This is a genomic window from Bradyrhizobium valentinum, from assembly GCF_001440405.1.
GTDB classification, from domain to species: domain Bacteria; phylum Pseudomonadota; class Alphaproteobacteria; order Rhizobiales; family Xanthobacteraceae; genus Bradyrhizobium; species Bradyrhizobium valentinum.
The window spans coordinates 22,569-35,112 of record NZ_LLXX01000106.1; the positions used below are offsets into that span (position 1 = coordinate 22,569).

The following is a 12,544-nucleotide window of genomic DNA, read 5'->3' on the forward strand; positions in this document are numbered from 1 at the left end:
CCAGGCAGAACAACAGCTATGGCCTGACCACGTTGAAGAACCGGCACGTGGCCATCGAGGGGAAACAAGGTCCGTTTCCGATTCACTGGTAAGGGCGGCAAACAATGGTCGCTGCACGTACGAGACCGGCGTCTCGCCAAGATCATTAGGGCCTGTCAGGAGCTCCCGGGGCAGGACCTCCTTCAGTACGTCGATGAACAAGGCAATTGCCAGGATGTCACATCGACCGATGTGAATGAGTATCTCAAGGCAATTACCGGTAAAGACATTACGGCAAAGGATTTCCGAACCTGGGCGGGGACGGTGCTGGCGGCCATGGCCTTGAGCGAACTTGAGAGCTTCGACGGTGCCGCTCAAGCCAAGCGCAATCTTCGCAGCGCGATCGAAAAAGTCTCCGCACGGCTCGGCAACACGCCGACGATCTGCAGGAAGTGCTACATCCATCCGGAGGTGCTCAACGCCTACATGGACGGAAACCTGGTCCTCGAGATCAAGTTACAAGCCGAGAGCGAGCTTCGGAGCGCAGTCGAAAATCTGAAGCCGGAGGAAGCCGCCGTGCTCGCGTTACTGCGCGCCCGGCTGGCCAAAGTGGCCGAGCAGCCGAAGAGCGCCGATCCCAACGTGTTGTCTGGCAAGCGGGAGGCGGTCCACAACCACGGGCCACGTGCCATGCCGAAGATCGAGAGCAAGGGCGGCGATGCATGCAAAGCCTTCCGATGAAGAACCCCAACCGTCTTTCCTCCTCAAGCCGCCGATCCAGCAAGCGAAGAAAACGGCCGACCGTCTCCTGATTGCCCGTTGCGCCAGGCGGCGGAACATGAGGGAAGCCGCTGACCTGCTAATTCGAAGCCCTGCCCTGTGTTAGCAGCCGGAGCGGGCGATGGGCCAAGGGACTCGTCCGGCAGGAGTGATCTCGATGCTGATGATGAAGAACGAACGGCGGCCGGCCCTCCAGACGCTACGCGGCTGGGCAATCTCGGTGCTGCAGGAGACAGGCGCGCGAGGAGTACGGCTGGATGAAGGACCGTGCAGGATCCGCATTCCCGCGACATGGCGCTGATCGTCGCGTGCCGGGATCTACCCTTTGGCGTTTCACCGAACGAAGCTCTTGCACCGGTCAAGGACGTCCTTGACTCGATTGGCGATACACGCCTGGCGCGTCTGCCCGATTGGGGCTAGGCTACCTCCCGCTTCTCACCGATTCCCGGGGCCGGTCGACCAGTTCTCCAACGACTCAATTGGCAACTGGGAATGAGCGCTGCCTAGCGTTATAGGCCACCGCGCCCCTCCCAGTACGTAGGCGTGCCGTAGTACCGATGGGTGCGCGTTTCCCAATCTCTATCCTGCCAGGAGTCGTCACTGAACTCAGGCGCATCCTTCAGCTGTTGCTCGGTGATACTGGTTCGAAAACCACCAAGCGACGTATCATATGTTAGAGCACCCCACGGGATGGGGTAATGGCTGTGGCCTAACCCAACGAATCCGCCAAAGCTCATGACGGCATAAGCCACGCGACCTGACACCTTGTCGATAATGAGGTGATCAATCTCACCGATGTTCTTTCCACCCGCCCCATAAACCTCGGTTCCCTGAATGTCTTCGCTTGAGATGCATTGATGATCCGGATGGGCTGTAGCGCGGGCCATTGGCTTCCTCCCTCAGTGTGAGTTTTGTCGACTTAACTCGGCCGCTACGTGGTCGTTCCTGGCGCTCCGGAGGACATTTCACAACGAAAGCGCCCGCCGTAGCGCTCATCATCGATCTATCGTCGCCGACACTGACTCTAACAACCTCCAGTTCGCAGTAGTCGCAGCAATAATAAGTGCCATCCCTTTTCAAGGTCGTACGGAACGGATCAGCCGGAGGCGGCCTGACCTCGTGAGAGTATAACGAACCTGCTGTTCAAACCGGGACACTTCCGAAATTGTGCCCTCAGGAGACATTAGGATCGGGGCGACAAGCATTCGGGTCCGACTTTCCGCCAGTCGGAGACGGCCAACGGATGTTCGACCTTGCCGCCAAGTTGAACTGGGAAGGCATCATTTCGAAGCGGGCAGATGCGCCGTACCGGTCGGAGCGAAATGAGAACTGGCTGAAAGATCAAGGCCGTGCACAAGGGCAAGTTTCCGGTCGTCGGGTTCGTCAAAGACCCTAGTGGCGTCGCTGCGCTCTACCTCGGCAAGCAGGAAGGAAGGGAATTAGTTTACATGGGCAAGGTGGGAACTGGTTGGTCGCGCACTGTCTCCAGCCAGATCAGGAAGCAGCTCGACACGGTCGTCAGCCCAAAGTCAAAGCTACCAAGCACATCAGAAAGCCGAAGGCGACATGGGTGGAGCCAAGGTTTTATGCCGACGTTGAATACCGGGACATCACGTCGGAAGGCTTGCTGCGGGCGAGTTCGTTAAGGGGCTGACCAAATCCTAACATTTGTTGTGTTGCGCCAGCCCGGCCGCGCGTTGCAAGACGTTTCGTCAACCTGGCAGATGCGGTCTTGCATCAATGTATCCGGCCCTCTGATTGGAGCGCGTGGTCTGGGCCATCATGGACATCAGCGTGCATGCGAGCTGATTAGCGGACAGGCCTCAGATGGGCGCGGGCGAATCGAAGGACAAGGCCGTACTTGATCTGCCATCGCCGCCGCCGCTTGGGCCGTGGAGCACTATGAGAGCTGCCGATATGGGACGTTGATAGCCTGGGCCGAGGAACTCGACCATGACGAAATCGTGCGTTTCCTGACCACCAATCTAAATGAGGAAAAGGCGGCGAACACGAAGCTCGATACCATCGCGTTTCGGAAGAGCGTCAACATCAAGGCGTCGAACGCCGCCTGACTCAGCACCGTCTGCCAGGTTTCGGGGAGCGGAGACTTGGCAGAGTATTGAAGAGCCGGCGGGACTCCTTTTACAGGAAGGGCTTGCCGCCGGTGACGGCAATCGTCGCGCCGGATACGTAGCTTGAAAGGGGATCGGCCAGCATGACATAAGCGGTCGCCAGTTCGACGGGCTGACCGGGACGCTTCATCGGGACTTGTTTGCCGAAGTTCTTCACGGAGTCCTCAGGCAACGTGGATGGGATGAGCGGCGTCCAGATCGGCCCCGGAGCAACCGCATTGGCACGAATTCCCTTCTCGGCCAGAAGCTGCGCAAGTCCCGCCGTGAAATTGTGGATCGCGCCTTTGGTCGTTGCATAGGCTAGCAGCGTCGGGTTGGGGACATCCGAATTGATCGACGCCGTATTGATGATGCAGCTACCCGGCTTCATGTGGCTTATCGCTGCCTTGGTAAGATAAAACATCGCGTGGATGTTCACCTTGAACGTCAGTTCCCATTCCTCGTCGCTAATGTCGCCGATCGATTTGAAGCTGGCCTGATGCGCCGCGTTGTTGACGAGGATATCTATGCCGCCCAGCTCCGATACGGCCTTCGCGATGACGGCGCGGCATTGACTGGAGGTCTGTATATCGCCGGGAAGCAGGACGGCTTTTCTGCCGGCTTCCGTCACCAGCCGCTCGGTTTCCCGGGCATCCTCGTGCTCGTCGAGATAGGAGATCAAGACGTCAGCTCCCTCTCTGGCGTAGGCGATGGCAACCGCGCGGCCGATCCCGCTGTCGCCGCCGGTGATGACGGCCTTCTTGCCGTTGAGGCGACCGCTGCCCTTGTAGGACGTTTCGCCATGATCGGGCGCCGGCTTCATCGCGGCAGTCTTGCCGGGCATCGGCTGGTGTTGGTTTGGAAACGGGGGGCGGGGAAAATTCAGCATGGCTGCCTTCTCTCTGATCCCAATTGCGTTCCAACCTCCGTTTTGCAGGTTGGTTCCTGCACCCCGCGTAGCTCAGGCTGGCAGGTGAACTTTCAGGTGACACCATCCTCAAGGGGTTGTCGGGACGCACTCGGAGACTTGCGGCCGCTTGCCTGTTACGGGGCCGGACGGCGATCGGGCACCGAGGGAACCAAGGCGGGCCCGATGCCGGGATGAACTTCGCTCACATCGGGATGAACCAGTGCCTTGTAGCGGCGGAGATACTCCTGTGCCATTCGTCTTGCGGTAAACCTTTCCTCGAAATGCCTGCGCACCTGGCTTCGATCGAGTTCGGACAGTCTTCCGATCGCCTCGACCGCTTCGGCTTCGCCCCTGACAACAAAGCCGGTGATGCCGTCGTCAATGACCTCCGGCACCGAGCCGGACTTGAATGCAATGACGGGCGTGCCGCAGGCCATGGCCTCGATCATGACGAGGCCGAACGGTTCGGGCCAATCGATAGGAAACAGCAACGCAGCCGCGCCTGCCAGAAACTGCCGTTTCGTTTCATCATTGACCTCGCCGGTGAGCTGGACCTGTTTCCCGTCGATCTGCGGCTCGAGTTGCTCCTTGAAATAGCTTCTTTCGCCCCGCGGCACCTTTGCAGCGATACGAAGCGGCATCTTGGCAGCGCGCGCGATCCGAATGGCGGCTTCCGGTCCTTTCTCCGCCGTCAGCCGACCCAGGAAGGCGAGGTAGGAGCCCGCTTCGAAGGACGGCTGGAACAGGTCGGCCGGCAAGCCATGATAAATGGTGCCGATCCAGTTGGCCTCGCTCAAGGGAGCGCGCTGGTTATCCGATATCGAGACGAACGGCGCATCGGGAAAGCGGCGGACCATGTCTGCAAAGCCCGGCAAGTCCATGCGCGCGTGGCACGTGGTGAGAAACGGCACGCCGAGCCGGCTCAGCAGCGGCAGGTGCAGCCAATCGATATGGGCGTGAATGATATCGAACTCCGTCGCGTGCCGCGCCACCGCCTCCAGCAGAGCGGCCTGCGCCACCATCGGATCTGTCCTCGGCCGACCGAGGCGAAGCGCGCGCGGCCAAACGGCATGAAGCTTGGCTGACGTCTTCGAATCCCCGCTGGCAAACAGCGTCACCTCATGCCCAAGGCTTACGAGTTCGTCGACCAGCCACGCCACCACCCGCTCGGTGCCGCCGTAAAGCTTGGGAGGCACGCTTTCGACCAGAGGCGCTACCTGGGCAATTCGCATCGGCTTCCACCATCAAGATTGAACCGACCGTCAGATCACCGGTCGCTCGTATTTGGACAGCAAGTCGAGCCAATCCTCTAATAGGCGGGTCATCAGAAAGTTCTGCCGGACGCTTTCCTTTGCCCGCAAGCCGACCTGCTTCCGGAGCTCGGGTTCCTTCAGGAGCTGGACGATTCTTGCCGCCGCCTGATCGGGCGTGCTCACCAGAAATCCGTTCCATCCATCCTTAATCTGGTGCCGGATGCCTCCCACGTCGCCGCCGATGATAGCGGCGCCCTTCCACATCGCCTCGGTGACCGTGAGACCGAAGCCTTCGCGGAGCGACTTCTGCAGGACAACGGCGGCGGAGCGCTGCAGCGCGTTCACCAGCGTTGGGTCATCGACTGCAAGAACAATGATGTCTTCATCGGCAACGCGCTCGATCGTTTCGAGGATTGTGCCGCCTTCCGGATCGTCGGAGGCGTTGTTGCCGACGAGCACCAGCCTACAGTCGACCTGCTGTCTCGCCTTTCGGAAGGCTTCAATCACCCCCATCGGGTCCTTCCATCGATCAAACCTGGAAATCTGCGTCACCAATGGACGATCCGTCGGAATTTTGTAGTTGCCCAGGAATTCTCGTATCTCTCGATCGGACAGCTCCCGGTTCTTCGCAGAAAACGGATCGATTGCCGGTGTGACGAATTGCTGGTCGACCTGAAGATCCTGACCGTATTCGCGTAGCGAGAAGATAGCGGCGTTATATTGCTCGATGAACTGGCGCAGATACGTCCATACCGGAGCGTATGGCGAGGAAAGGTCGACGTGACATTGCCAGAGCCAGGGCATCTCCAGATCGGGAAAATGCGTGATCAACGGCAAAGGTTGCGGATCGTGTACGATGATCGCGTCGCAATCGTCAAGATGCAGCCGCGTGGCGTTCTCGAACACGACTTCTTCGTAGATCGTCTTTTCGGCGTCGGAAAATTCCAGCCGCTCGCCTTGCAGCGTGTTGTGAAGCTTCTTGGTGCAGCCAAAGAAGCCCGGCGTTCCCTGAATCAAATGCCAGTCGGTTTCGATGCCTGTCGCGTTCATCATCAGGGTCAGCGGCGTGAGTAGTTCGGTGACGCCTCCGCCATAGAACGTCGAACTGATATGGGCGACGCGCATCGTGCGCATCCGCTCGGCCTTGGCGGCTATGCGCTTGACCGTCGCAGCGCCGATCAGCGGCTCGTACTGTTCAAGCGTATGCAGCCCGAGGGTGGATCGTTGAACGGCGGAGCTGAGCATAGACATCGAAGTGTCGCCCTTACAGTTCTCGAGCGCGGGAACGCGGCCTCGGGTTTTACAAACTCCGCAAACTTGCAACGGCACAGAAAAGTTGATCGGCGCCCCTCCAGGACGCTTCTTCCATTTTTTCCCATGCAATAAGTCTGGAAGCGCCAAGAAGTTTCTCCGGCTGGAGGTCGGTCGAGAAGTTGAACTAGATGAACGTTTGTTCATCGTGCTTATTGGACGAGCAATGGAGCTGCTCGAAACGTGTTGATCCCGATCGCATGATATCTTGGCGCGCTCTCCACTGAGCTGCGACCCGACCAATCGAGCTCTGCCGTAGGATGCATGCCGCTCGGCGAAACAACGCGCGTTCTCAAATGCGATTGGGTGCGACCTCATCGAAGCCGTTGCTACCGCGATCCCGAATTGGACGGCGAGCGCGAGCAGGCCGAGGAGAGGATTTTTCCCGCAGCCGCTCGACGGGCAAGTCTTGTAGTTAAATTCTGCTGGCTACCCTGAACGTTTGTTTTCATTGATCCCGGGTCGCGCGAGCGCCGCCTCGACAGTTCCAACTTGCGATATCTGTTGCCGTTGAATCTCGGACGCACCGGGAAAAATCGGAAACTTCCAAAGACAATGTGAGTTTTGCTATCAAATCGGACTTGCCGATTCCCGGCATCCGGCTTTCCGACCGGATTTGCTGCACATCACGCGGCAGTGGGCCAAGATGCACGCGGCGATGCTGCAGCACCCGTGGGTTCCCAATGGTCACACTTGTTGGAGTTGGAGGATGGTCGATGAAGTTCTGCGAAAGGCGGTCGACACGGCTTGGACCGTCTATCTGGCGACGCATCGCGACGTTGCGGACGGTCGACGATGCCTATTGGAGCGCCATTTGCGAGGGAAGTTGGAGGCCAGCCAAAGCGAGACTGAAGAACTCACGTGTTCTGGACTCGCCTATCTTGACCGGCTTCCGAGGGACGAATGATAAAGCAGATAGAATTGCTGCTCGGACAGATAGCAGCAGGAAGCGCAAGACCGGATTGGACATTGCTCGCCCTTTCGTCGCTGCTATCATCGACGGTGGTCCTGGCAATGCAATCCATTAGTAGATGAAGCCTTCGCTCGCGAGTTGCCGTGTACGAATTAGGCAGCTCACCGGCTTCATCGTGAAGAGGTGGAATAGGCCGACGCGGTCGCCAACTCGCGCGATTGGACAGAAGAAAAGTGCGCCCGCGTTTCGAAGAGCTCTTCTCAGCGCACCGGATGGCGCGAGAGTACCGGCCGCTCGTGCAAGCGTGTGAGTGAGGATCGCCCCCTGCGGGGGAAATCCGATCCCCGGGCAGCCCGTTTGAATGCATTGGCTAGTTACCTGCGCCCGACCAGAACACCGACCAAAAACGCTATAGTGACTGCGTGTAGGGGCGCTTCTTGAGTCCAACGGGCCAAGCGGTCGAGAGGCGCGCCTGGGTGCCGGCCTGCTTCGACGGCGTCGGCGACGGACTGAGTGGTTTCCTTGACTGTCTGGGTAGCCGCCTGAACGGCCTCTTTGGCTTGGTCGAGCTTGCTTGGGCCATCGAAATCTTCACCGGTCATCTGAGCTCTCCACGGCAACGCGGAAGATCGACGCGTGGAACGGAGAATCGTTCCCAGACACCACCTGTTCGCACTGCGCTGCAGGGCGCAGTATTTGAGAGGATTGAGCAGTCTCCCCACAGCATCGTTCCGCTCGCCACGCATATAGGGGCTGGATGTGCTCCGGGAAGTGATCGAGAGCTCAGCGCTGACCAACGCGCTGGTGTTCTTCATCATCTTCGGCGCGACGCTGTTCTCCTTCGTGTTCCGCGCGCTGGGCGGCGACGACCTGGTGGTGGAGCTCCTCAAGGGGCTCGGCATCAACACCGGCTGGGAGATCATGATCTTCGTGATGGTGCTGGTGTTCATCATGGGGTTCTTCTTCGACTGGCTCGAAATCTGCCTGATCGTGTTGCCGATCTTCGCGCCGATCCTGACCAAGCTGAGCTTCGAGCCGCACCTGGCGACCAACAAGGACTTCATGCTGTGGTTTACGATCCTGGTGGCGGTGAACCTGCAGTCGGCGTTCCTGACCCCGCCATTCGGCTTTGCGCTGTTCTACATGAAAGGCACTGTCCCGCCGTCGGTAAACATGGGCCACATCTATCGCGGAATTATTCCCTTTGTGGCGTTGCAGCTGCTGGCGGTGGCGTTCTGCCTGACCTTTCCGGAGATCGTGCTCTGGCTGCCCCGACGCTTCGGATTCCTCGACTGAGGGGGTGATAGCCGGTGCCGGTGATTGCCGCAACGACGCGGACATTATCGGAGCGGTCAATGCAAGCTCGGCACACACTCATCGGCAACCGTCACCGATCGCCGGGCTCGGTGATTTACTTCGGTTTGGGCCAGCGCCGATCGGCCACGACGTGTTGGCGCGCGCCAGGCCACCCGCCCGGCCGGCACGCCGTCGGCGCGCCAGCAAGCCCCGTTATGGCTCCGCCATCAGGCAGGCGCCGAAGCGGCCGTCCGTAACCAGGGCAGCCGACATTGAGATTGATTTCGTCGTAGCCGAATTCCTCGCCGATCCTGGCAGCAGTTGCGAGATCGCCCGGATCGGAGCCGCCAAGCTGCAGCGCGACCGGGTGCTCGCTCACGTCGAAGCCGAGCAGCCGCGCGCTGTCGCCACGAACAATGGCGCGGGAGATGGCTAAGCCACAGCCGCGGCGACCAGAGAATGTGGTCCGGAGACATGCCGGCGGCCGAAGGATTCGGCTCCCCCGGGGCTCGTTCCTGCTTCCCAAAGAGAACCCCGCACCAAGCGAGGTTTTCGCTCTTGACGTTCGCGCCAAGGCTATCGCTCGCGTCAAGCAGATCTCCTATCCGACGCGGACTAACTCCGACTGTGGTCGTCCGTGTTGGCATTTTGTTGAGAGCGACGAGCTTGGCCGTCTCTCATCCTCTGTATGGCTCAAGTACAATATCGCGATTGACGATGACCCTCACCGGAAACCCCGGCCTTGTTGTTAGTGTCGGCTGAATGTTCAGATTACGACGCATCACCTGCTAACCGGTCTGATTGAGGGTATCCCCTGCGCCGCGGCGCAGCGCGCGAACGATGTCATTGTCATTCCCACTGGAACCGATCTCCGTCGCTGCGCCAAGCAACGTCGACAGCGCCCCAGCTTTGAAGAATTCGCGCCAGTGATTATCGACCTCGTCCTCAAGACCAGCATTGCCTGCGGCATCGGCACCTGGCTGGCGTTCCAGCACGATGGAGCGTCCGTTCGGCAGAATAAGTCGGGTCCAGACCAGGAGTACCCGGGACTGCCCAAACGTGACTTGGCTGTCGTAGCTGCCGATCAATCGCGCGCCCTGCGGTGTGTCGCCGCCTCGAACGCTTGCTTCCCCTTTGCGGCCCATAGCGCTCGCGCCCGTTCGCCCTGATCGCTTTGGAGCTTGTCGGCGATCCAGAGCAGCGCGCCGAGGATGGTGGCACGATCGTCGCCGGTCAGGTTGCTGAGCCCGGCTTTCACGACGAGCCCGCCGAGTTCGATGAGGTGCCGCGTGCGCTTGCGGCGCTCGACCTGCCATGTGCGCATGTCATGTCGCGCCCTTGCGGCCTGATGCCGGTTGCGCGCCGCCCGGTTGCGCCGGAGCGCCGTCCGACACGCGTTCAGTTGCCGGTGCATCTCGCCGCGGCCGTCCCTGAAAGAACGCGGCTCCGCGTCTGGCCCACGCCTCCCTCTTTCCGGCTTCTTTTGTCTCGGCCAGCACGATCAGCGCACCCGCCAGTTCATTGGCGGTAAGTGTATCGGCTCTGGTGGCGATAACGAGTTCGCCGAGCTGTTGGACCTTGCGGGTTTTCAGCGAGCGCGCCTTGTCTTCGAGCGCTTTCAGTTCGGTGTCAAAGTCCCTTGGCTTGCGCATCATACTCTCCGTAAGCTGTGTAAGCTGACGATGGAGCAATAGTAATTGAGCAGCCTGCAAAATGCTGTAAGGCTGCCGGGACGGCCTGAGACGGGGTAGTCCCGCCCGAGAATTTTTCGAGGGAGGGCGCGCTTATACGTCGTTCCGACGTGCGCTTTGTTATGGCACTGATCCGGTCGCGATGGCGATCTATCATCTTCACGTCAAGGTCATTGGCCGCAAGTCCGGCTCAAGCGCAGTGGCATCAGCCGCCTACCGCTCGGGCTCGCGTCTGCGCGACGAGCGCCTTGACCGCAGCCATGATTTTTCCGCCAAGCGCGGCGTCGTCGATTCCGAGGTGATGCTGCCGGAGAACGCGCCGGAGGCCTGGAGCGACCGCGAGCGGCTGTGGAACGATGTCGAGGCCTTCGAAGTCCGGAAAGATGCGCAGCTTGCCCGCGAGGTCGAATTCGCCATTCCCCGCGAGATGACCCAGGCTCAGGGGATCGAACTCGCCCGCGACTTTGTGCGAGGCGAATTCGTGGATCGGGGCATGATCGCCGATCTCAATGTGCATTGGGACCTGGCCGAGGACGGCATGCCCAAACCCCATGCCCATGTCATGCTGACCATGCGCGCGGTGGACGAGAACGGTTTTGGCCGGAAGGTGCGAGACTGGAACCGCACCGAGATGGTCGAGCGCTGGCGCGAACGCTGGGCCGAGCTCGCCAATGAGCGGCTGGCCGAACTCGACATCGACGCGCGTATCGACCATCGGAGCCTCGAGGCGCAGGGCATCGCGCTGGAGCCGCAAAGCCAGATTGGCGCGCCCGCCAAACGTATCGAGGTTCGGGGCATAGAGGACGAAGGGACTGAAGCTGACCGCGCCGAGATGCACCGAGAGATCGCGCGCGGCAATGGCGCGCGGATCATCGCCGATCCCTCCCTTGGTTTGGACGCGATCACGCATCAGCAATCGACCTTCACGCAGCGCGACATGGCGAAGTTCGCGCACCGGCACAGCGACGGGCTCGACCAGTTCAACGCGGTGATGGGAGCGATGCGCGGCGCACCTGATCTGGTCGTACTCGGCAAGGACGCTCGCGGCGAAGATCGCTTCACGACGAGCGCCATGATCGAGGCGGAACAACGCCTGCATCGTGCCGCGGAACTCATGGCAGAACGGGAGAGCCACGAGGTGAACGGCACCGACAAGCGGGCGGCCCTTGCGCGTGCGGAAGCGCGCGGTCTTGTTCTTTCGGGCGAGCAGGCCGAAGCGCTCGCGCATGTCACGAAGGGGCGCGATTTGAGCGTCGTGGTCGGCCATGCCGGGACGGGAAAGAGCGCGATGCTGGGCGTGGCACGGGGGGCATGGGAAGCAGCGGGCTACCAGGTCCGGGGCGTGGCGCTGTCCGGCATCGCGGCGGAAAACCTCGAAAGCGGATCGGGCATTGCGTCACGCACCATCGCCAGCCTGGAGCATGGCTGGCACCAGGGCCGCGACCTGCTTACGACCCGCGATGTGCTGGTGATCGACGAGGCGGGCATGGTCGGTACGCGCCAATTGGAGCGGGTGCTGTCCCATGCTGTCGAGGCCGGAGCCAAGGTGGTGCTGGTCGGGGATCCCGCGCAGCTGCAAGCCATCGAAGCGGGCGCGGCGTTCCGGTCGATCCATGAGCGGCATGGTGGCGCGGAAGTCGGCGAAGTACGCCGCCAGCGGGAGAACTGGCAGCGGGACGCCACGCGCGATTTGGCGACCGGCAGAACCGGCAATGCGCTGGAAGCCTACCGCTCCCGTGGCATGGTGCATGAGGCTCAAACCCGCGAGCAGGCGCGCGGCGATCTGATCGACCGCTGGAACCGTGACCGGCAGGAATTACCGGATCGCAGCCGCATCATCCTCACCCACACCAACGACGAGGTGGGCGCCCTCAATGAGGCGGCGCGGGAGCGGATGCGGCTCGCCGGTGATCTAGGCAATGAGGTGCGTGTGACGGTCAAGCGCGGTGACCGCGGGTTCGCCAGAGGGGATCGCGTCATATTCCTGCAAAACGAACGAGGCCTTGGCGTCAAGAACGGCACACTCGGGACCATCGAACAGGTGAGCGCACAATCCATGACCGTGCGCACCGACGACGGCCGATCCGTTCGCTTCGACCTCAGGGACTATAACCGGATCGACCATGGCTATGCCGCGACCATCCACAAGGCTCAGGGCATGACGGTGGACTGCGCCCATGTGCTGGCGACGCCAGGCATGGACGTCCATGGCAGCTATGTCGCCTTGTCGCGGCACCGCGACGGCGTGGACCTGCATTATGGCCGTGACGATTTTGCCAGTCGGGACCGGCTTTTTCCTT

General features: G+C 60.9%; 10 protein-coding genes and 4 pseudogenes. 6 read left to right on the forward strand and 8 right to left on the reverse strand.

Annotation, left to right across the window (positions count from 1 at the left end):
• Together CP49_RS16345 and CP49_RS49255 are read left to right on the forward strand one after the other, a co-directional pair.
• Nucleotides 1-720 (forward strand): annotated as a pseudogene (locus CP49_RS16345) (DNA topoisomerase IB); the annotation flags it as partial.
• A 160-nt stretch (nucleotides 721-880) separates the two neighbouring features.
• On the forward strand, nucleotides 881-1,060 hold the full coding sequence (locus CP49_RS49255; RefSeq protein WP_420807617.1) for a hypothetical protein: 180 nt from the start codon (nucleotides 881-883) through the stop codon (nucleotides 1,058-1,060).
• 208 nt (nucleotides 1,061-1,268) lie between these two features.
• On the opposite strand, the gene CP49_RS16355 is transcribed toward CP49_RS49255, so the two are convergent.
• Entirely contained in the window at nucleotides 1,269-1,646 is a 378-nt protein-coding gene (locus tag CP49_RS16355; RefSeq protein WP_057851249.1) for a PRC-barrel domain-containing protein, read from the reverse strand.
• A 561-nt stretch (nucleotides 1,647-2,207) separates the two neighbouring features.
• On the opposite strand from CP49_RS16355, the gene CP49_RS47385 reads away from it, so the two are divergent.
• Both CP49_RS47385 and CP49_RS44705 read left to right on the forward strand, forming a co-directional pair.
• A complete protein-coding gene (locus CP49_RS47385; protein ID WP_245310719.1) occupies nucleotides 2,208-2,405 on the forward strand; it encodes a hypothetical protein in 198 nt (65 codons plus the stop codon).
• A gap of 187 nt (nucleotides 2,406-2,592) precedes the next feature.
• A pseudogene (locus CP49_RS44705) lies at nucleotides 2,593-2,831 on the forward strand (DUF892 family protein); the annotation flags it as partial.
• Between the two features lie 70 nt (nucleotides 2,832-2,901).
• Here CP49_RS44705 and CP49_RS16365 read toward each other — a convergent pair.
• The 3 genes from CP49_RS16365 to CP49_RS16375 all read right to left on the reverse strand — a co-directional run bounded on the left by CP49_RS16365 (nucleotide 2,902) and on the right by CP49_RS16375 (nucleotide 6,434).
• Nucleotides 2,902-3,759 carry an SDR family oxidoreductase gene (locus CP49_RS16365; RefSeq protein WP_057851250.1) on the reverse strand — a complete coding sequence of 286 codons (858 nt, stop codon included), beginning with the start codon at nucleotides 3,757-3,759 and terminating at the stop codon, nucleotides 2,902-2,904.
• A 155-nt stretch (nucleotides 3,760-3,914) separates the two neighbouring features.
• Nucleotides 3,915-5,012: a glycosyltransferase family 4 protein gene (locus tag CP49_RS16370; RefSeq protein WP_082646052.1), complete on the reverse strand. Its 1,098-nt coding sequence runs from the start codon at nucleotides 5,010-5,012 to the stop codon at nucleotides 3,915-3,917.
• A gap of 30 nt (nucleotides 5,013-5,042) precedes the next feature.
• Nucleotides 5,043-6,434, reverse strand: a complete 1,392-nt coding sequence (locus CP49_RS16375) for a glycosyltransferase (RefSeq protein WP_197423131.1) — start codon at nucleotides 6,432-6,434, stop codon at nucleotides 5,043-5,045.
• Between the two features lie 1,594 nt (nucleotides 6,435-8,028).
• On the opposite strand from CP49_RS16375, the gene CP49_RS16390 reads away from it, so the two are divergent.
• A complete protein-coding gene (locus CP49_RS16390; protein WP_057851253.1) occupies nucleotides 8,029-8,553 on the forward strand; it encodes a TRAP transporter large permease subunit in 525 nt (174 codons plus the stop codon).
• Between the two features lie 216 nt (nucleotides 8,554-8,769).
• Here the strand turns inward: CP49_RS16390 and CP49_RS42860 are convergent.
• The 4 genes and pseudogenes from CP49_RS42860 to CP49_RS16410 form a co-directional block, all read right to left on the reverse strand.
• Nucleotides 8,770-8,983 (reverse strand): annotated as a pseudogene (locus CP49_RS42860) (tRNA-dihydrouridine synthase); the annotation flags it as partial.
• A 247-nt stretch (nucleotides 8,984-9,230) separates the two neighbouring features.
• Nucleotides 9,231-9,656, reverse strand: a pseudogene (locus CP49_RS16400) (TraB/TrbI/VirB10 family type IV secretion system protein); the annotation flags it as partial.
• Complete coding sequence (locus tag CP49_RS16405) at nucleotides 9,638-9,877, reverse strand: conjugal transfer protein TraD (RefSeq protein WP_057851255.1); 240 nt, start codon at nucleotides 9,875-9,877, stop codon at nucleotides 9,638-9,640. The pseudogene CP49_RS16400 and the gene CP49_RS16405, both read right to left, overlap by 19 nt.
• Nucleotide 9,878: 1 nt before the next feature.
• Nucleotides 9,879-10,205: a conjugal transfer protein TraD gene (locus CP49_RS16410; RefSeq protein WP_057851272.1), complete on the reverse strand. Its 327-nt coding sequence runs from the start codon at nucleotides 10,203-10,205 to the stop codon at nucleotides 9,879-9,881.
• A gap of 181 nt (nucleotides 10,206-10,386) precedes the next feature.
• Between CP49_RS16410 and traA the strand changes: the two genes are divergently transcribed.
• A partial coding sequence (gene traA, locus CP49_RS16415) for a Ti-type conjugative transfer relaxase TraA (RefSeq protein ID WP_245310716.1) occupies nucleotides 10,387-12,544 on the forward strand: 2,158 nt, incomplete at its 3' end.